The sequence below is a fragment of the Cupriavidus sp. 01L415 genome, assembly GCF_056400065.1.
This window is the reverse complement of record NZ_JBFTSP010000001.1, coordinates 362,982-381,377: the sequence shown is the minus strand read 5'-3', so window position 1 is coordinate 381,377 and position 18,396 is coordinate 362,982. Positions and strand designations below refer to the sequence as shown.

The 18,396-nt window shown below is 66.9% G+C and carries 15 protein-coding genes; 3 read left to right on the top strand and 12 right to left on the bottom strand.

Annotation, left to right across the window (positions count from 1 at the left end; genetic code table 11):
- Positions 1 to 38 precede the first annotated feature (38 nt).
- From AC1DOX_RS01765 to AC1DOX_RS01725, 9 genes are all read right to left on the bottom strand, one after another.
- Positions 39 to 434: a Zn-ribbon domain-containing OB-fold protein gene (locus tag AC1DOX_RS01765; protein ID WP_441622496.1), complete on the bottom strand. Its 396-nt coding sequence runs from the start codon at positions 432 to 434 to the stop codon at positions 39 to 41.
- Positions 431 to 1,609, bottom strand: a complete 1,179-nt coding sequence (locus tag AC1DOX_RS01760) for a thiolase family protein (RefSeq protein WP_441622494.1) — start codon at positions 1,607 to 1,609, stop codon at positions 431 to 433. Before AC1DOX_RS01760 ends, AC1DOX_RS01765 begins: the two co-directional genes overlap by 4 nt.
- The gene (locus tag AC1DOX_RS01755; protein WP_441622510.1) at positions 1,588 to 2,835 is read right to left on the bottom strand and encodes an ABC transporter substrate-binding protein; all 1,248 of its coding nucleotides are present in this window, start codon (positions 2,833 to 2,835) and stop codon (positions 1,588 to 1,590) included. Before AC1DOX_RS01755 ends, AC1DOX_RS01760 begins: the two co-directional genes overlap by 22 nt.
- 70 nt (positions 2,836 to 2,905) lie before the next feature.
- Positions 2,906 to 3,964, bottom strand: a complete 1,059-nt coding sequence (locus AC1DOX_RS01750) for a cyclase family protein (RefSeq protein ID WP_441622492.1) — start codon at positions 3,962 to 3,964, stop codon at positions 2,906 to 2,908.
- 4 nt (positions 3,965 to 3,968) lie between these two features.
- On the bottom strand, positions 3,969 to 4,784 hold the full coding sequence (locus AC1DOX_RS01745) for an IclR family transcriptional regulator (protein ID WP_441622490.1): 816 nt from the start codon (positions 4,782 to 4,784) through the stop codon (positions 3,969 to 3,971).
- Positions 4,785 to 5,097: 313 nt separating this feature from the next.
- Positions 5,098 to 6,333 (bottom strand): AI-2E family transporter, encoded by a 1,236-nt coding sequence (locus tag AC1DOX_RS01740; RefSeq protein WP_441622488.1) that lies wholly within the window; start codon positions 6,331 to 6,333, stop codon positions 5,098 to 5,100.
- 416 nt (positions 6,334 to 6,749) lie between these two features.
- Positions 6,750 to 6,914 (bottom strand): hypothetical protein, encoded by a 165-nt coding sequence (locus AC1DOX_RS01735; protein WP_176860967.1) that lies wholly within the window; start codon positions 6,912 to 6,914, stop codon positions 6,750 to 6,752.
- A 336-nt stretch (positions 6,915 to 7,250) separates the two neighbouring features.
- Positions 7,251 to 7,688, bottom strand: coding sequence for a hypothetical protein (locus tag AC1DOX_RS01730; protein ID WP_441622486.1), 438 nt, complete (start codon positions 7,686 to 7,688; stop codon positions 7,251 to 7,253).
- A 93-nt stretch (positions 7,689 to 7,781) separates the two neighbouring features.
- Positions 7,782 to 8,753, bottom strand: coding sequence for a LysR family transcriptional regulator (locus AC1DOX_RS01725; protein WP_441622484.1), 972 nt, complete (start codon positions 8,751 to 8,753; stop codon positions 7,782 to 7,784).
- A 117-nt stretch (positions 8,754 to 8,870) separates the two neighbouring features.
- Here AC1DOX_RS01725 and AC1DOX_RS01720 point away from each other — a divergent pair, with 117 nt between their 5' ends.
- Positions 8,871 to 9,842, top strand: coding sequence for a Bug family tripartite tricarboxylate transporter substrate binding protein (locus AC1DOX_RS01720; RefSeq protein ID WP_092137880.1), 972 nt, complete (start codon positions 8,871 to 8,873; stop codon positions 9,840 to 9,842).
- Between the two features lie 38 nt (positions 9,843 to 9,880).
- Here the strand turns inward: AC1DOX_RS01720 and AC1DOX_RS01715 are convergent, their stop codons facing one another.
- The 3 genes from AC1DOX_RS01715 to AC1DOX_RS01705 all read right to left on the bottom strand — a co-directional run bounded on the left by AC1DOX_RS01715 (position 9,881) and on the right by AC1DOX_RS01705 (position 14,957).
- The gene (locus AC1DOX_RS01715; protein ID WP_441622482.1) at positions 9,881 to 11,569 is read right to left on the bottom strand and encodes an MBL fold metallo-hydrolase; all 1,689 of its coding nucleotides are present in this window, start codon (positions 11,567 to 11,569) and stop codon (positions 9,881 to 9,883) included.
- Between the two features lie 135 nt (positions 11,570 to 11,704).
- Complete coding sequence (locus AC1DOX_RS01710) at positions 11,705 to 14,074, bottom strand: DNA polymerase II (RefSeq protein ID WP_441622480.1); 2,370 nt, start codon at positions 14,072 to 14,074, stop codon at positions 11,705 to 11,707.
- A 211-nt stretch (positions 14,075 to 14,285) separates the two neighbouring features.
- Positions 14,286 to 14,957: a response regulator gene (locus tag AC1DOX_RS01705; RefSeq protein ID WP_441622478.1), complete on the bottom strand. Its 672-nt coding sequence runs from the start codon at positions 14,955 to 14,957 to the stop codon at positions 14,286 to 14,288.
- Between the two features lie 486 nt (positions 14,958 to 15,443).
- Here AC1DOX_RS01705 and AC1DOX_RS01700 point away from each other — a divergent pair, with 486 nt between their 5' ends.
- Complete coding sequence (locus AC1DOX_RS01700; RefSeq protein WP_441622476.1) at positions 15,444 to 16,703, top strand: ROK family protein; 1,260 nt, start codon at positions 15,444 to 15,446, stop codon at positions 16,701 to 16,703.
- Positions 16,690 to 18,336: a sugar ABC transporter ATP-binding protein gene (locus AC1DOX_RS01695; protein WP_441622474.1), complete on the top strand. Its 1,647-nt coding sequence runs from the start codon at positions 16,690 to 16,692 to the stop codon at positions 18,334 to 18,336. Before AC1DOX_RS01700 ends, AC1DOX_RS01695 begins: the two co-directional genes overlap by 14 nt.
- Positions 18,337 to 18,396: the final 60 nt, after the last annotated feature.

Sequence of the window (18,396 nt, the reverse complement as noted above, 5' to 3'; positions counted from 1 at the left end):
GACCCGGGCGTAGGCGGTGGCCGCAAGATGCGGCGGCGCTACGCCCGCTGAAACCGCAGTAGCGTCTGCGTGCCGATTGTCAGGAAGCCGGCCCGGACGCGATCCCCGATCGCCACGCCCGGCTCCGCATGCCCCATCACGCGGGGCCCTTCATCGAGCGTCGCCAGCACCAGCGTGTAGGGCGCCAGCGCGCGAAACGCCTCGGTGGGCGCACGCGCGACCTCGGTCACCGCATAGACGGTGGCGCCGCCGCCGGCATCGCGCCAGAGCAGCCGCTGCCCGCCGCACTGCCGGCAGGCATGGCGCGCGAGCGGTTGCCAGGCGCCGCACGTCTCGCACACCTGATAGCGGACCACGCCGGCGGTCAGACCTTCCAGATAGGCGCCGGGCGGATGCGGGGGATTTCCGGGGCTTGCCGTGTCGGGGTGGCTCATGTCGCCTCCAATATCAGGCTGACGTGCGACGACAGCACGCCACCGTCGGCATGAAACAGTGCGCGATGGCGCCGGGGCAATTGCCGCGTGCCGGCGCGGCCCGCAAGCTGGCGGGCCGCCTCCGCCAGATGCATCAGGCCGCCCGCCACGCCCGAGTGACCGAAGCCGAGCAGGCCGCCATGCGTATTCAACGGCAGCGCGCCGTCGACGCCGAAATCCCCGGCCCGCAGCCGGTGGATGGCCTGTCCGCGTGCGGCGATGCCAAGCTCTTCCAGCAGCATCACCAGCGTGATCGTGAACGAGTCGTAGATTGCCAGGTAGTCCGCGTCGGCCACGGCGCAGCCGGCCTGGGCCAGCGCGCGATGCATCGCGTCCGCGGCGCCGGTCTCCATCACGCTCTTCATGGCGCCCAGATGCTGTTGGCGATGCCCTTGGCCGGCCCCGGCAATCCGCACTGGCGTGCCCGGGCCCGCATCCGTGGAGACCACCACCGCCACGGCGCCGTCGGAAATCGGGCAGCAATCGGACAGCCGCAGCGGCGCGGCGATGGGGCGCGCATTGCGGGCTTCCTCGATGGTGAGGGGATCGCGCAGGTGGGCGTCGGGATGTCCGGACGCATGCCGGCGCATCAGCACCGCGAAATCGGCCAGCCCATCCGCCGCCATGTCGGTTTCGTGCAGGTAGCGCGAGGCCAGCAGCGCGTAGTAGGCCGGCACCGAGGCGCCGTTGGGCACTTCCATGTCGGGCTCGCCGACCTGAGCCAGCGTCTGCATGGACTGATCGCGGCTCTGGCCGGTCAGGCGGTTTTCCCCGGCCACCACCAGCACATGCCGGCAGCGGCCGGCGCGCACCAGATCGTGTGCGAGCATCGCCATCAGCCCGCCCGTGGCACCGCCGCCGGCCATGCCATGGGCGTAGGCCGGCGTCAGGGAGGCGTACTCGCAGAACCGGTCGGCCAGCATCAGGTGTGGCAGCGTGGTGGCGTAGCCGCACAGCACGCCGTCCACCTGATCTCGGGCGAGCCCGGCGTCCGCGAGCGCGCCATCGGCGGCCTGCGCCATCAGCGTCAGCGGCGTGCTGCCCGGCAGGCGTCCAAACGGCGTGTTGGCGACCCCGCGCACATAGGTGGGGACGCCCGCTGCGGGACGGTCGATCACTTCTTCAGCAGCGGGCACTGCGATTTCGACACCGGCATGAACGCCTGATCGCCCGGCACGGTCGCCAGCACCTTGTAGTAGTCCCACGGGTACTTGGACTCGGCCGGCGTCTTGACCTCGAACAGGTACATGTCGTGGATCATGCGGCCGTCCTCGCGAATGCGCCCGTTCTTGGCGAAGAAGTCATTGATCGGTAGCGTTTTCATCTGCTTCATCACGGCGGCGGTTTCATCGGTGCCGGCGGCCTGAACTGACTTCAGGTAATGCGTGACCGACGAATAGACACCCGCCTGGCTCATGTTGGGCATCTTCTTGAGCTTGTCGAAGTAGCGGCGCGACCACGTGCGCGTGGCGTCGTTCATGTCCCAGTAGAAGGCCTCGGTCAGCACCAGCCCCTGCGCGGTCTTCAGGCCAATCGCATGGATATCGTTGATATAGAGCAGCAGCCCGGCCATGCGCTGGGCGCCGTTGCGGGTCAGGCCGAACTCGGACGCGGCCTTGATGGCGTTGACGGTGTCGCCGCCCGCGTTGGCCAGCCCCACGACCTGCGCCTTGCTGGCCTGCGCCTGCAGCAGGTACGAGGCGAAATCGCTCGCGCCGATCGGATGCCGCGCGGCCCCCAGCACCTGTCCGCCCGCTTCGGTCACCACCGCCGTGGCCGATTGCTGCAGCGTGTGGCCGAACGCGTAGTCGGCGGTCAGGAAGAACCACGTTTTGCCGCCGCGCTGCACCATCGCCTTGGCCGTGGTGTTGGCCAGCGCGTACGTGTCATACGCGTAGTGGACCGATACCGGCGTGCACAGGTCATTGGTAATCCGCTCGCTGCCGGGGCCGGAGAACACCACGATCTTGTTCTTCTGCTTGGCGACGTCCAGCACGGCCAGCGCGGGCGCGGAGGCCGCCACGTCCAGGATCGCGTCGACGTGGTCCGTGTCGAACCATTCGCGGGCCTTGTTGGCGGCGATGTCCGCCTTGTTCTGGTGATCGACCACCACCAGCTCGACCTTCTTGCCCATCACCTTGCCGCCGAAGTCGTCGATCGCCATCTGGGCTGCCGTGGCGCTGCCCCGGCCTGTGACGTCCGCGTAGAGCCCGCTCATATCCAGCAGCAGGCCGATCTTCACCACATCGTCGGAAATCCCCGCCTTCGGCTGGGCGGCCGCGCCGCCTGCCGCGCTGGCCAGCGTAACGGCTAGCAGCAGCGCGCTAACCGATTGAATCTTCCGAAGCGTCCGTGCCTGCATCCCGGTGTTCATCATGTTGTCTCCTCCTGGTTCTTGTTGGCGTTGTCTCTTGAGGGCTCGGGCCGGCGCTTCAGACCGTCGCGATCGGTGTCACCGGGGAGCCCACGGCAGCCGGCAGCCGCAACGGCGGCGCGGTCAGCATGAAGCGCGTGCGCCGGTGCGCGCGCAGCCAGTCGGCCAGATCCTTCATGTACCAGAGCTCGCCCAGCGGCAGGCCGAGCTTGAACAGGCAGTGGTGATGCAGGGGCAGCAGCGGGTGGGTGCTGGCATCGGCGGGTGCCGGCCGCGCGGGGTAGCGCTCCACGGCGTAGTTGTCGGCGATCAGCGCGGCGATGCCGGCATCGGTGATCCAGTTCAGCAGCCGCTCGTCGCGGCCATCGAGGGCGCAGCAGCTGTGGTGCAGCACGGTTTCGTCCGGGTTGCGCTGCATCGACAGCACCACCTCGGCAAAGCCGGTGCGCAGCAACAGCATGTCGCCGGACTCCACCTCCACACGGTGCGCCTCCATCGCGCGCATGAGGTCGTCATAGCCCACGTCGCGGAAGTCCATGCCGAAGACGTCGGCCAGATCCACCAGCACGCCGCGTCCCTGCATGCCCTTGACGGCGAAGTTCTCGATCCCGAGCGCGTCGGCGTGGCTGTGCTGGCCGTGGCCGCAGTCGTGGGCCTCGAAGTGATCGTCGTCGGCGTAGTCCACGGGCCCCACTATGTCCGCATTCGCGCGGTAGCCGTTGTAGTAGACCCGCTCGGGCCGGCCGTCGCCGTCGGCATCGAACAGCGCCCCCACGTGCGCGAGCGAATCCCATTGGGTCGAGTACTGCAGCGACAGCAGGACCTGGTCGTCGCTGATCACATCCGTGGCTGCCGGGTTGACCTTGGCCAGCGGGAAGTTGAGATAGGGGATGTCGTCGCGCAGCGTGGGCCGCAGCACCGGCGGATGGCGACGCGGGTTGAGCTTGTTGCCGCCCGGATAGTCCAGCGGCAGCGACAGGCAGAAACTCAGGCCGGCCTGGATCTCGCGCGCACCCTTGACCACCTGGTCGGGGCCGATCAGGTTGACGCGGCCGAGTTGATCGTCAGGGCCGAAATCGCCCCAGTTGGAGCCTTGCGGACGTTGCTTCCAACGCATGCTGTCATGCCTCCTGGCGATGAGTGGGCCGGCCTAGCGCCGGCTTGTGGGAATCCGGTGTGGCGGGAGGCTGGCCGCGCCAGGTGGCGCAGATGGCCTCGGCCTCGCGGCGCAGCGCACGTGCCATGACGGCCTCGCGCCCGGTGATGCGTTCGTTCAGCGCGGCAATGCTGATGGCGCCCAGCGGGTAGCCGTCGGCGCCGGGCAGGGCGATGGCGATGCCGCCCATGCGCTCCACCACCACATCGAGCAGCAACGCATAGCCGCGTGCGCGCGTGGTCTCCACATGGCGGCGCAGCAAGTCGGTATCGATGCGCGGATAGTGGCGAAGTGCGGGGCCGATGCAGTCGAGTACGGCGTCGACCTCCGCATCGGGCAGCGCGGCCATCAGGGCCAGGCTGCCGGCCCCCACGCCCAGCGGGCGGCGGCTGCCGACGTCCAGATAGCTGGCGCGGATGGGGAAGGTGCCCAGCCGCAGTTCGATGCAGACGGATTCCCAGCCGCTTGGCACGGAGAGGATCGCGGAATCCTCGAACGCATTGGCCAGCCGGATCAGGGCCGGGCGCACCAGCGGACGCAAGTCGAGCCGGCACAGGGTCGCCGCCTGCAGCGTCAGCCACTCGCGCCCGGGCGAGAAGGCCTTGGTGTCGGGGTTCCGTTCCACCAGCCCTTCCGCCGTCAGCGTTTCCAGCAGCCGCAACGCCGACGCCTTGTCCACGCCTGCCGCGGCGGCCAGATCGGTCAGCCGGGCATGGCGCGTATCGGACAGCGCACGCAGCAGCCGGCAGGCCTTCTGCAGGGAAGTGCTCGGTACTGTCACGCGGCGAGGCCTCCGGAACCGGTGGGATTTCGCGGCGTGAAACCGGCGCGCCGCGGCAACTGTTGGGTTATAGGCGATCCGGCACGTCAGGTCATTCTGCGATGCATCAAAGTTTTGCCGGCCGAAACTCCATCGGCGGCTTCAATGCGAAGTTCTGCGGGGGGCGGGGCAGGGACTAACCGGGGCGGGGAACGAGAGGCGCTATCAAAATGAAGCGATAGCGGTTCTGGCTAGGCGCGCGGCCGCAGACAGTACAAGTAGTACGGCAAGGCCGCGCAACGACGCCAGAATCATTTTGATAGCGCCTCTCCCCTTACTCGCCGAGGAACTCCGCGAGCAGCTCGAGCCCCTCCACGTGGTCCGCCACGACCTTGGCGATGACGGCGAGGGGAATCGCCAGCAACATGCCCCAGGTGCCCCACAGCCAGGTGAACAGCAGCAGCGAGACGAACACCGCCACGGCATTCATGCGGGCCATGCGTCCCGTCATCCAGGTCTGCATGCCCGATCCGATCAGCGTGGCGATCAGCAGCGAGCCGCCCCCCGCGATGGCGGCGATGCCGAGCGTGCCGAACTGCATGAACGCCGCCACGCCCAGGCAGATCGCGATCAGGACCGCGCCGAAGTAGGGCACCAGGTGCAGCGCGGCGGCGGCCAGGGCCCAGGTGCCGGCATTGTCGATCGACAGGTACTTCAGCAGGAGGTACACGCCGACGCCCAGCGAGGCGTTGGTGATCAGCAGCATCAGCATGTAGCGCTGGATCGAGCGGTTGATCTCGTCGAGCATGTGTACGCTGATTTTCTTCTGGCTGATGGTGGTGCCCACCATCTTGACGAACTTGCGCTTGAAGATGTCGCCGGCCAGCAGCAGGAACCACGTCAGGAACAGCACCACGATGGTCTGGGCCACCATCTCGAACGCACCCCGCCAGCTGGCCAGCAGCACGGTATTGAGGCTGTCCGCCGGGCGTTCCACCATGATCGGTGCGCCACGCACCGGCAGCGGTTGCCCTGTGCCGCTGAGCACCGTGGCCGCGCGGCGGATCTTCTGCAGCATGGAGTCGTCCCCGCTCAGCAAGGCGCCTACGGAGCGCGAGAGCTTGCGGGCGATCTCGGGCAGGCGGTCGACGATCGACTCCACCTGCCCCTGCAGCAGATACGCGCAGCAAAGCACGATCGCGAGCAGACCCATCAACACGGCGGTGGCGCCAATCGCGCGCGGAATGCGCTGGCGCTGCAGCAGCGCGACCAGGGGATTGAGCAGGTAGGCGATGACAATCGCCACCACCACGGGAACGATGAACGCCTGGGCGATATGCAGCGCGGACAACGCGGCCAGCGTGGCGAGGATGGTCAGTGCGGTGCTGGCGCGGCGCAGGGACAGGGTCCAGGCGGGCGGCGCGTCCTCAGCCGGTTCCGTGGGTGCCGCAGGCGTCTTGTCCGGGACTTCGGAGGTGTCGGGGATGCCGGCGTCAGCGGGGACTTCGGCGACAAAGGCCACCGGGTCCGCGGCAGGCGAGGCCGTGACTTCAGGTGAGGCGGCCCGCATGGCAGGCCGGGACGTGTCAGACGGCATGGGAAGCAGGGCGGCAAACCCGATACATGGATCGATACATGGATGGCAGCGCATCTGGAATCACAGGTGTGCCAGGCCCGCGCATGCAGGGCCGCACGACACCCTGTGGCGCCTGCTCTAACCATAGCGAGGGTGGCGACGCTGGATGTGTCGGCGCGTGGCGCCTTGTTGTGTAGGACAGCGGCGCAACGGCGCGTGGCAGCAGGAGCGTGTGCCGGGCGCGGCACGAGGAAGGGGCCGGTGGGCTGGTGATCCGGTGGCCGGTCCGGAGGGCTGGCGAGGCGGGGAAGAAAGTCGGAAAGCGGAGGCCGGGAGGGCGAGGCGGGAAGGCGCGTGCGAAACGCGCGCGACAACAAAAAACCCGGTCTCGTGAACCGGGTCTTTCGATATTAGCGCGTCAGCGTGGGATGCTCGTCAGCGTGCGGGCCAGCGCCCGGGTCCAGCATGTGCTGCTGCTTGAGCAGCGGATCATTCTTGAGCACCCAACGAGCGCCAATGGCCAGTGCAACGATGCAGGCCAGCATATACGCAACGATCACAGTGAGGGTAAGCATGGTCTTCACAGGAGTAGGTTGCGACCGCAGTGCCAGCGCGATCCGCGGAGGTCGCGGGTCAATGTGGCGGGCCGGATGGGAACGAATTGTATGTGACACAAGACGTTATTCCGCCCCGAAATCGCCTGAAATTTTCTGTATGGCGATCTAAGCACCGCTAATATCGGCAGGTTGTCCAACGCACTGCGCCGCAGCACGCAAGACGAGCGCCTCATGTATGCGACATGGACGCACGAACGCCGCCGCGATCGGGCCGCAACCGGTTCACAACCGGGCCACCACCGATCGCGTCGGCGAAGAAAAATCAGAAAATTCCGACGCCAGGTGCCGCGTGCGTCAGAACACGCAACCCATCTCGTACTGCTGGGCGCGTAGCGCGCGGACGTCGTTGCGATAGCGGTCGGCGTAGCTCCAGTATTCGGTCTGGTGCATCGCACGCTCGGTCGCACGGGCCTGGTACTCGAGTGCCCGGCACTGGTTCCAGAACGCATTCTGGGCGCGCCAGTCCAGTTCGTCTTCCTGCGCGTTCCAGTTCTGGATCTGCTGGGCCATCTGGGCGCGGTTGCGCAGGTACGCCTGCTCGTCCTGCCGGGCCTTGGCGGACTTGGAGACCGTGGTCACGTTGCCGCGCATGCCCGCGCTGACATCCTTGTAGCCGGCGGGGCAGGACGCCGTCGTGTAGAGCGTTTCCCGGCCGCTCTCGCACTTGGTCACGGCTTGTGCCGCACCTGTGGCGGCCAACAACAGCAGCATCACAGCAAAGTGTCTGGACATGGCGGCGATCCCGGCGGATGGCGATGCCCTCAATGTAGGCAGCGATCGGGCCCACCGCCAGTCCGGCAAGGTATCCAGATATTTCACAGGCTTTCAGTTTGCTTGCAGCCGGCGCGCGGTCGTCCGCGCGGTTGTCAGATCTCCCGCGTTGCGTCCCTTCTTGCGCCCCGTGTCGCCATCGGCGTTGGCGGTGAGCAACATGTCGTAAAGCTGCTGCGCTGCGGGAGACAGGGACCGGCCGCGCTTGCGGATCAGGCCCACCGTGCGCGACACCGTCGGCTCCACCAGCGGCACGCTGGTGAGCGTGGGATGCTTGCCCGGCGGCATAGCCAGCCGGGGCACCGCCGCCACGCCCAGCCCGGCTTCCACCAGGCTGACCAGCGTGCTGACGTGACGGACCTCGCAATACCACTGGGGCCGCGTCGGCACATCCGTCAGCGCCAGGTCCAGCAGCATGCGGTTGCCGCTGGCCTTGCCCACGGTCATGTACTCGTAGTTGCCCAGCTCGGCCCAGGTCACCTTGCGCTTGTGCGCGAGCGGATGATCGGGCGGGCACGCCAGCACGAAGGATTCCTTGAGCACGGGCTCGAAGTCGACGTCCGGTTCCTGCGTGCCGATGTAGTTGAGCCCGAAATCGGCCTCGTTGCGCACGATCAGGTTCAGGACCTCGTTGGCGCCTTCGTCGATCAGGCGCACCACGATGCGCGGATAGGTCTCGTGGTATTTGCGCAGGACCGCCGGCAGGAAATAACGCACGGCGGACGGCACGCAAGCCACCGTGACCTCGCCCGTGACGCGCGTGGCGACGTCGCGGATGCCCAGCAGCGACTCATCCAGCCCGTTCAGCAGCTCGCGCGCCTTGCGCGAAAACTCGCGGCCCACGGCAGTCATTTCCACGGACCGCGTCGTGCGGTCGAACAGGCGAACGCCCAGCGCGTCTTCCAGCTTCTCGATACGCCGCGACAGCGCGGGCTGTGACAGGTGCAGTTCCGCCGCCGCGGCCCGGAAGCTGCTCAGTTCCGCGACGGCCACGAAGGCGCGCAGGTCCGACAGGTTGAAATTCATGCAGTCCTTGCATCAATCTTGAGGAAATTTGCAATTCACAGTCTAGCACCGGGCGGCGATGATGCGGCTTCATCCAAGAACAAGGCGCCACGCGATAAAGGCGCATCTGGAGGAGACATGAATCCGAAACGCCGGGTCCTGATGAAAGCCAGCACCTTGCTGCTGGCCGTGCCTGGCCTCGCCGAGGCCCAGGACAGCTTTCCCACCAAGCCGATCCGCTACGTGGTGCCGGTGTCCGCCGGGGGCGGATCGGACCTCGTCGGCCGGACCGTGGCCGAGCGCTGGGGCAAGGTACTGGGGCAATCGATCGTGGTGGAAAACCAGGCTGGCGGTGGCGGCGTGATCGCCTGCCAGATGACCGCCAAGGCCAGTCCGGACGGCTACAGCCTGATGCAGGGGTACGTGGCCACGCATGGCACCAATCCGGCGACGCGCAAGGTGCCCTACGACCCGGTCAAGGACTTCACGCCGATCGGCATGATCGGCGGCACGCCCAACGTGCTGGTGGTCAACAGCGCGGTGCCCGTGGCCAATCTCAAGGAATTCATCGAGTACGCGCGCAAGCAGCCGGTGGCCTACGGATCGGCCGGGCCGGGATCGCTGACGCATCTGACGATGGAATTGTTCGCCCAGCAGCTTGGCCTGAAGATGACCCACGCGGCCTATCGCGGCATTGCCCCGGCTTTCACCGACCTGATCGGCGGCCAGACGCAGGCGATGTTCCCGGGGCTGGCGGCGGCGCTGCCGAATATCCGCTCAGGCCGGGTCAGGCCGCTGGCCGTGACCGGCCACGCGCGCCATCCGCTGGCGAAGGACGTGCCGACGCTGGAAGAGGCCGGGCTCAAGGGCTTCGACGCCATGCAGTGGTACGGCGTGGTGGGTCCCGCCGGCATCCCGGCCGATGTGGTGAAGCGCCTGAATACGTCCCTGACCACGGTGCTGCAGAGCCCGGATCTGAAGGACAGGCTGTCGGCAGAGGCGCTGGACCCGACCCCGATGACCCCGGATCAGTTCGGTCATTTCATCGCCGACGAGGTGAACCGATGGAGCCAACTGGCCAAGGCGCGCGGCATCCGGCTCGACACCTGACATCCCCTCCGGGGAGCGCCTGACTGCCCGGCCTGACTTCAGGCCAGATGCCAGATGCCGTCGATTTCCCGCGCTACGCCATCCGCTTCCAGCTTGCGCAGGTGGGCCAGCAGCGAGCGCTGTGCGACGGGATGCATGCGCGGGGGCACGTCGTCATAGACGCTGGCGAGGACGGTGGCGAGGTCCGCCGGGGCCAGCGCACGCAGCGCATTCACGACCTTGGCTTCGCGTTGCCGGCGATGGCGGATCAGCAGGCGAATGGCGTCATGGGGCCGTGACATCAGGAATCCGTGCCCGGGTGCGATCCACTCCAGGTCTTCGTCCAGCAGCGCCTGCAATGACGCTAGGTAGGCTTGCATATCGCCATCGGGCGGGTTGATGACGACCGTCGAGCCCTGCATGACATGGTCGCCGGTGAAGAGCGTCTTCTCTTCCTCCAGCAGGTAGCAGAGATGGTTCGACGCATGGCCCGGCGTGTGGATCACACGCAGCGTGGTCTGCGGCCCCAGCACGATCCGGTCGCCGTGGGCGGGCATGTGGTCCGGGGCGAAGGTCTGGTCCTGGCGGTCCTGCACGGTGGTCACGCGCCCCCAGACCGGCGCGCCGGTGGCTTCGCGCATGCGGTTCGACGCCGGCGAGTGATCCAGGTGCGTATGCGTGACCAGGATCCATTTCACGGGCCCCGGCGCGGCGGCCAGCACGGCATCGATGTGCGCAGGATCGTCCGGGCCCGGATCGATCATGGCCCAGGTATTGTCCGGGGCACCGCCGACGAAGTAGGTATTCGTGCCCGGGCCGGTCATCACGTTGCCATTGTTGGCGGTGACGCGCCAGACGCGATCCGACAGTTTCACCGCTACCCCGGGCTCCAGCGCATAGCGGCCGTGGCCAGCGCCATCCGGGTCGATGCGGGCGATTTCCGCGTAAGGCGATTCTTCCGGCATGACCGGCCGCACACCCTTGGGTCCATTGGCCAGCCGGGGCATGATCAGGGAAACGCTGCGCAGTTGCCGCGCATGGTCGAAGCAGGCCTGCGCGCGATCGAAATGCACGATCGACTGAAGCATCTTGCGGGTGACATTGACCAGCGAGATGTTGTTGGCGGGGTCCAGTGCGTCCGCGGGGCGCATCCAGCGGTGTTCCTCCGCCTCCACGCCATCGTGCTGCGCGGTCTGGCCAGCCGGCGCCAGCGCCAGGAAAAATCGCGTATCGAAGCGCTTGGGCAGGCCCGGCGGCGTCAGCCAGTGGCTGCAGTACGCCAGCTTGTCCACGGCGATGCGCAGGCCCAGGCGTTCGCAGGCGTGGGCCAGGCCCTCGCCATCACGCGCGACGGCTTCGCGCAGTTGGGCGCGGGTGTCCGCGTCGAGCTGGTCGAGCGCGACGACCTCGCCGCGCGCATCGTAGGCGAACAGCAGGCTGGCTTCCTCGAAGGCTTCCCGCACCGCGCAAAGGTAGTAGTCCAGTCCGTTCGCATCGACATTCAGCCGGGCGCTGGCGGCGGCGTCATCGAGCCCCGCGCAGTGTGGATGCAGCGCGGCGTCCTGCGGATCGAGCGTGCCGCCCGGGAAAACGAATGCGCCGGCGCTGCGGTCGTCGTCGCGCTGCGGGCGGCGCATCATCAGGACTTCCATGCCCTGTGGCCCGTCACGCAAAACCAGCAGGCTGGCGGCCTTGCGCAGGGCTTTGGATCGGTCAGGGGAAACGGCGGCAGCGGTGGTCTGGGACATGAACGGCAGGGCGGGGCGCACGGGGGAATTGGCGGGAAGCCGCCAGTGTACTGGTTTGGCGCCCCGTCATTTCCCCGCAGTGCAGCATCAAAACGGGTCATATCGGGGCATTGGCGGCCGGGGCGGCGCTTCCGGCTAGTCCGGGAACAACGCCATCTGCCCGGTCAGCAACGTTTCAAAGTCGTCGTCCAGGAACGGCAGGATCGCATCCGCCACCGGCTGAAGCTGGCGCGTGACGTAATGGTCATAGTCGATGGGGGTCTTGCGCGTCTCCAGCGGCTCCGGACCGCTCATCGTCATGACATAGCTGATCCAGCCGCCGTTCTGGTACTGGCGGGGGCGTCCCTGCTGGTCGTTGAAGGCATCGGCCATGCGCGCCGCGCGCACGTGGGGCGGCACGTTCCGCTGGTAGTCGTCCAGCTGGCGGCGCAGGCGCTTGCGATAGATCAGCAGTTCGTCGAGCTCGCCCGCGCGCGTCCGGCGGACGATGTCGCGCACGTAGTCCTGATAGGGCTCGCGATTGAAGATTTTCGCGTAGAGCGCCTGCTGGAATTGCTGCGCCAACGGCGACCAGTCCGTGCGGACCGTTTCCAGCCCCTTGAACACCATCTCGACGCGACCGTCGGCATGCGCCACCTGGCCTGCATAGCGCTTTTTGCTGCCGAGTTCCGCGCCCCGGATCGTCGGCATCAGGAAGCGCTGGAAATGGGTCTCGAACTGGAGTTCGAGCGCGCTGTCGAGCCCGAACTGCTGCTGCAGATGGTCGCGCCACCATGCGTTGACGTGCGTGACCAGCTCGCGGCCGATGTGCGCGGCGTCGGCTTCCGCGTGGGCGCGCCGCAGCCAGACGAACGTGGAGTCGGTGTCGCCATAGATGACGTCGTAGCCCCTGGCCTCGATCAGGGCCCGCGTCTGGCGCATGATCTCGTGGCCGCGCATCGTGATCGACGAGGCCAGGCGCGGGTCGAAGAACCGGCAGCCGCTGGACCCCAGCACGCCGTAGAACGCGTTCATGATGATCTTGAGCGCCTGGGATAGCGGCTTGTTCTTGTCGCGTTTGGCGGCTTCGCGCCCCTGCCAGACCCGGGCGACGATGGCCGGCAGGCAGTGCTTCGTGCGCGAAAACCGTGCCCCGCGAAAACCCGGCACGGAATCCGCATCGCCTGGGTGCGCGAGGCCTTCCACAAGGCCAATCGGATCGATCAGGAAGGTGCGGATGATCGACGGGTACAGGCTCTTGTAGTCCAGCACCAGCACCGATTCATACAGCCCCGGGCGGGAATCCATGACGAATCCCCCCGGGCTGGCCTCGGGCTCCAGTTCGCCCAGGTTGGGCGCCACATAGCCCTGCCGGTGCATCAGCGGCATATACAGATGCGTGAATGCGGCGACCGAACCGCCGTTGCGATCCGTCGGCAGGCCGGTGACCGTGGCGCGCTCCAGCAGGAAGCTCAGCAACTCCGTCTTCTCGAAGATGCGCGTCACCAGCTCGCAATCGCGCAGGTTGTACCGGGCCAGCGCCGGTTTGTCTTCGGCGAACATCCGGTCGATCGCCTCCATGCGGTCGTACGGATTGTCGATGGCCTTGCCTTCGCCCAGCAGGGTCTGCGCGACGGATTCCAGGCTGAACGACGGAAAACTCCACGTCGCCGAGCGCAGGGCCTCGATGCCGTCGATGATCAGCCGGCCCGCCGCCGCGGCAAAGTAGTGCTGCTGCCGGTTGTGTTCGCGCCATTCCATCTCCGCGCCCCCTCGGCCCAGCCGCAGCGGCACCCGGAACTGCTTCGCGTGGGCTTGCAGCACGCGAAGATCGAACTGGACGAGGTTCCAGCCGATGATCGCGTCCGGATCATGCGTGGCCAGCCACAGGTTGAGTTGCTCCAGCAACTGCACGCGGGTTTCGCAATACGCGAGATCGAAGTCGGTGGGAACGGTCTCGCCCTGCGGGGCGGTGCCGAGCATATAGACCTGGCGCTGGCCGCAGCCCTCGAGCGCAATCGAATACAACTCGCCGAAGGCATTGGTTTCGATGTCGAGCGAGACGAGACGCAGCGTCGGTCGATAGTCGGCGGCGGGCTTCATCTGCGCGTCCCGCAGCACGCCGTCGTCGCCCGGCTGACCATCGAACCAGACCGGCGCGGTGATGAAGCGCTCCATCAGATAGCGTTCCGGCGGACGGATATCGGCCTCGAAGACATCCACGCCGCCCTGGCGCAGCGTCCTGTCGAGCTTGATCAGCTGGCGATGCTGCGGGCAATAGAGACCCAGCACGGGCCGGCGCCGGAAATCCTGGAGCTGCAGCGCACGCAGTTCGACATTGCGTTCGTTGCGCAGCAGCGCCTCCGCCTGCTCGCGTTGCTCGGCGGGCAGGAAAGCGACGGACGGTTGATAGGGCAGGCGCAGCTGGCGCGGGCCGTGGTCGGTCGCCAGCCAGAAATCGACTTCCGTGCCGGCGGGGGTGTCGCGCCAATGTCGGGTCAGGATAAAACCCTGCTGAAGTGCCACGCTGGAAACCTTGGGGGGACGACTGGAGACTGTTACTGAGCGCGATTCTAGCGGAGATCGCCGCCAGGCCAGCGCTGTCAGGAGGCGGCAGCAACCTCGGAAACCTGCGGGGGAAGACGTTGCAGGATGGGTTGTGCCGCGTGGTGGCCGGCATGTCGCCTCTCGCCGAGGTGGAATGGCTGTTGCGGGTCGGACCCTCGCAGGGTCGGAACTATCTGGCTGAGAATGCGTGCACCCAGCCTTCGGCGGCCGCATGGCCCAGGAAGTCGGGGTCGGAGATGGCAGCCAGGCGCCGTTTGATCGAAACCTTCTGCGTACTGACCGTCTTGAAGCTTCGATCCAGCATCGATGCGATCGCCATGACGGGGAAGCCGCTCAGCAACAAGCCGAGGATCTCCAGCTCGCGCCGCGAAAGCGTCTTCAACGCTTCCGCGGCCCTGACGCCTGCTGCGCTGGCGCGGGCGGCTTCCGCCATCGGCGACAAGTATTGCTGGCCGGCTACCGCCGACCTGACCGCCGTGACAATTTCGCCGGAAGTATCTCTCTTGCTGACGATGCCCGAGACCCCCAGCCTGGCAAGAGCCACGACGAGCTCGGGCGCGTCGAAGGCGGTATGGCAAACCACCGGCGTGCGTGGCAGCCGGTTCAGAAGGTTGACGAACAACGCCCATTTGTCGTTGGAAAGCCCCTCCGACATGGCGTAGTCCGTCACGATGGCGTCGCACGGCACGCGATCGAGCAATGCCGTCAGGCGTTCCGCGCTGTCGGCCGTGCCCACGACATGGATGCCGGATTGCGACAGGAGCGCGCACTTCAAACCGTGAAGCGCGAATGGATGGTCATCGGCCAGGATGGTCCGGATATTGGCACGTTTATCTGTCATGGCGTCAGATTTACTCGGCAACCTTCAGGTGATCGATTCCCAGCGTATGACGCGGCGGAGCTGACCCGATATCGGAATATTCCGAAAGTCGAGTATCCGCAAATGACAGCACAGGTTTTTTCGGGCGATCACAAAGATTAATGACGAGCGGACTGATAGCATTTCCGCGCCTTGTTTCCAGCGATGCCGAACTGTTCGACTATGCCGTCGAACATGGCATGCGGGGCTGACACAGGACGATCCGTCCACGACCTCACGTAAGCCACTGATGTCCAGCAAGGGAACCGGAAGGTTCCCTTGTTGCTTTTCCGGCGCCCCCGTTTCGCCCCGTTACGGCGCCCCATTCCGGCGCTGCGCGATCGCTAGGGTTTCCCCCCGGTTGAGTTCTTCGGCTGCGCAGCATTTAATTCAACGTGAATTAATTAATAGGGGCCGCCAGCAGCCATCCAGCTGCCAGAAAGCGGCGCATTCGACACCGGAGACAGCATGACCCTTTCCAAAGCCGGCCGTGGCGTCAACTCGGCAAGCCTGCGGCTGTATAACGAACGTGCGCTGCTGCTGGCATTGCGTCGGGCAGGCGAGGCGTCCAAGGCCGACCTCGCGCGCATGGCCAAGCTCACCAACACGGCCGTTGGCAGCATCGTGCAGACGCTCACGGAGGACGGGCTGGTCCAGCCGGTCGGCCGGCGGGTGGAGGGGCAGCGCGGGCAGCCGGCAAGCCTGATCCGCCTGCAGTCCAAGGGCGCCTTCGGGATCGGCGTCCGACTGGACCGTTCCGGCATCGAATGCGTGATGGTCGATTTTGGCGGCGCGATCCTTGCCAGCCGCAACCATCCCGGCATCCTCGCGCATCCCGATGCCGTGCTCGCACAAGTCAGCCAGGACGTTGCCGAACTGCGCGCGACGCTCGATGCCAGCGAGCAGAAGCGCTTGCTGGGTATCGGCGTGGCGCAGCCGTATAACCTCGGCGCCTGGCTCCGTGAACTCGATATCGAGGACGCCGCCATGCGCGACAGCTTTCGTGCATGGGACGACGTGGACTTCGCCGCCGCACTGAGCGAGGCCACCGATCTGCCGGTGTTCAGCGAGAACGACGGCACCGCTGCGGCCGTTGCGGAGCTGTTTTATGGCCGCCATCACGCGCAGAACTTCCTCTATGTGTTCATGGGGCCGGCCGTCGGCGGCGGCGTGGTTCTCAACGGCGACTGCCTGCGCGGCATGACAGGCAATGCCGGAGACATCGGCATGATTCCGGTCACGCCCAGCACCCTGCCGTCGGCACCGCATACCGGCAAGCGCCGTGACATCCTGCTGGCGCGCGCGTCGCTCAACGCGCTGACACGGCATCTGCGCCATCACGGCATCGCCATCCACTCCCTCGCCGACCTGGAAGCGCAGGTTGTCGCGCGGCATCCCGCCGTGACCGAATGGCTCGAGGACTGCATCGATGCGCTGGTGCCCGCATTGCAATCCGCGCTGGCAGTGCTGGATGTGCCGCTGATCATCTTCGATGCCGATATCGGCGACGCGCTGCTGCCCGAGCTGATTGCCAGCCTGCAGGCCTCGCTCGAGGAAAGCGCACCGGAAGCGCGCCGCGCGCCGCGCATCGTGCGCGGTTGTTTCGGCTCCAACGCCGGCGCCATCGGCGCGGCGTCGCTACCCATGTTCATCAATTTCTCCCCGCGCGCCGAGTTGCTGAAAGGCGGTTCGGCCATGATTCCGGAGGCAAACCATGCCATCGTCTGATTCCGATCTCCAGGCCCGCCACGGTGGCACGGCTGCGCCACTGCTTGCGCTGCGCAATATCTCGAAGACGTTTCCGGGCGTCAAGGCGTTGTCCAACGTCGAACTCACGGCATGGCCCGGAGAGGTGCACGCGCTGATGGGGGAAAACGGCGCCGGCAAATCGACGCTGATGAAGATCCTCTCCGGCGCCTATATTGCCGACCCGGGCGGCGAGTGCCGTATCGGTGGCGACGTGGTGCATATCGACGGCCCGCAGGCCGCAAGAGAGCTGGGCGTGGCGGTGATCTACCAGGAGTTCAGTCTTGCGCCCAACCTGACCGTGGCGGAGAACATCTATCTTGGCCGCCACCTGCATCGCCGTGGCGTGGTGGACCGCGCCGGCATGGCCCGAGCCTGTGTGCCCACGCTGGAGCGGCTCGGAGCCGACTTCACGGCCACGACCACCGTCGCGGACCTGTCGATCGCGCAGCGCCAGCTGGTGGAAATCGCGCGCGCCGTGCACTTTGAAGCGCGCATCCTGGTGATGGACGAACCCACCACACCGCTCTCCACGCGCGAGACGGACCGGCTGTTCGCGCTGATCCGCAAGCTGCGCAGCGAGGGACTGGCCATCCTCTATATCAGCCACCGCATGGCGGAGATCGATGAACTGGCCGACCGCGTCACCGTGTTGCGCGACGGCTGCTACGTGGGCACGATCGACCGCGCGCATCTGTCGCAGGCCGCGCTGGTCAAGATGATGGTGGGGCGGGACCTCTCGGGGTTCTATGCCCGCACCCACGAAGAACACCCGCCCCACGACAAGCCGGTGCTGACGGTGCGCGATGTCTCCGATGGACGGCGCGTGCGCGGATGCAGCTTCGACCTGCATGCCGGCGAAGTGCTGGGCCTGGCCGGGCTGGTCGGCGCGGGGCGCACGGAGCTTGCACGGCTGGTGTTCGGCGCCGATCCACGCAAGGCGGGCGAAGTGTGCATCGCGGCCGAGGCGTCTGCTGACTTGTCTGCGGTTTCGGCGGCGCTGTCGACCGTCCCGGGCGCGCTGAAGCCGCTGCCGCCAGGCAGCCCGCGCGTGGCGATCGACGCCGGCATGGTTTACCTGACCGAAGACCGCAAGCTCCAGGGCCTGTTCCTGGACCAGAGCGTGCACGAAAACATCAACCTGATCGTGGCCTCGCGCGACGCAAAAGGGCTGGGGCGTCTCAATCGCCCGGCGGCGCGAGAGCGGACCCGCGCGGCCATTGGCGCGCTCGGCATCCGCGTGGCGCACGCGGGCGTCAATGTCGGCGCGCTGTCCGGTGGCAACCAGCAGAAGGTCATGCTTTCGCGCCTGCTGGAAATCCGCCCGCGCGTGCTGATCCTTGACGAACCGACTCGCGGCGTCGACATCGGCGCCAAATCGGAGATCTACCGCCTGATCGGCCAGCTGGCCGCGAGCGGCGTGGCGATCCTGCTGATCTCCAGCGAGCTTCCCGAGGTGGTGGCGCTGTGCGACCGCGTGCTGATCATGCGCGAGGGCGAGCTGGCCGGCGAGGTTCGGGCGCAGGCCAGTGCCGCGTCGATGCAGGAACACATCATCGCGCTGGCCACCGGCGCTCCATCCACCGCCATGCCAGCCAGCGCTGCACTGCACTAGCCCACGATTCCCACGCCACGCCAGACAGATTCGCGGCGCCGCCACCAGGGCGACCGTGAC

Coding starts and splice junctions, on each gene's coding strand:
- AC1DOX_RS01720 (WP_092137880.1), top strand. CDS start 8,871: ATGAATCCGAAACGCCGGGTCCTGATGAAAGCCAGCACCTTGCTGCTG.
- AC1DOX_RS01735 (WP_176860967.1), bottom strand. CDS start 6,914: ATGCTTACCCTCACTGTGATCGTTGCGTATATGCTGGCCTGCATCGTT.
- AC1DOX_RS01750 (WP_441622492.1), bottom strand. CDS start 3,964: ATGCGTTGGAAGCAACGTCCGCAAGGCTCCAACTGGGGCGATTTCGGC.
- AC1DOX_RS01695 (WP_441622474.1), top strand. CDS start 16,690: ATGCCATCGTCTGATTCCGATCTCCAGGCCCGCCACGGTGGCACGGCT.
- AC1DOX_RS01740 (WP_441622488.1), bottom strand. CDS start 6,333: ATGCGGGCCGCCTCACCTGAAGTCACGGCCTCGCCTGCCGCGGACCCG.
- AC1DOX_RS01705 (WP_441622478.1), bottom strand. CDS start 14,957: ATGACAGATAAACGTGCCAATATCCGGACCATCCTGGCCGATGACCAT.
- AC1DOX_RS01755 (WP_441622510.1), bottom strand. CDS start 2,835: ATGCAGGCACGGACGCTTCGGAAGATTCAATCGGTTAGCGCGCTGCTG.
- AC1DOX_RS01730 (WP_441622486.1), bottom strand. CDS start 7,688: ATGTCCAGACACTTTGCTGTGATGCTGCTGTTGTTGGCCGCCACAGGT.
- AC1DOX_RS01700 (WP_441622476.1), top strand. CDS start 15,444: ATGACCCTTTCCAAAGCCGGCCGTGGCGTCAACTCGGCAAGCCTGCGG.
- AC1DOX_RS01715 (WP_441622482.1), bottom strand. CDS start 11,569: ATGTCCCAGACCACCGCTGCCGCCGTTTCCCCTGACCGATCCAAAGCC.
- AC1DOX_RS01725 (WP_441622484.1), bottom strand. CDS start 8,753: ATGAATTTCAACCTGTCGGACCTGCGCGCCTTCGTGGCCGTCGCGGAA.
- AC1DOX_RS01765 (WP_441622496.1), bottom strand. CDS start 434: ATGAGCCACCCCGACACGGCAAGCCCCGGAAATCCCCCGCATCCGCCC.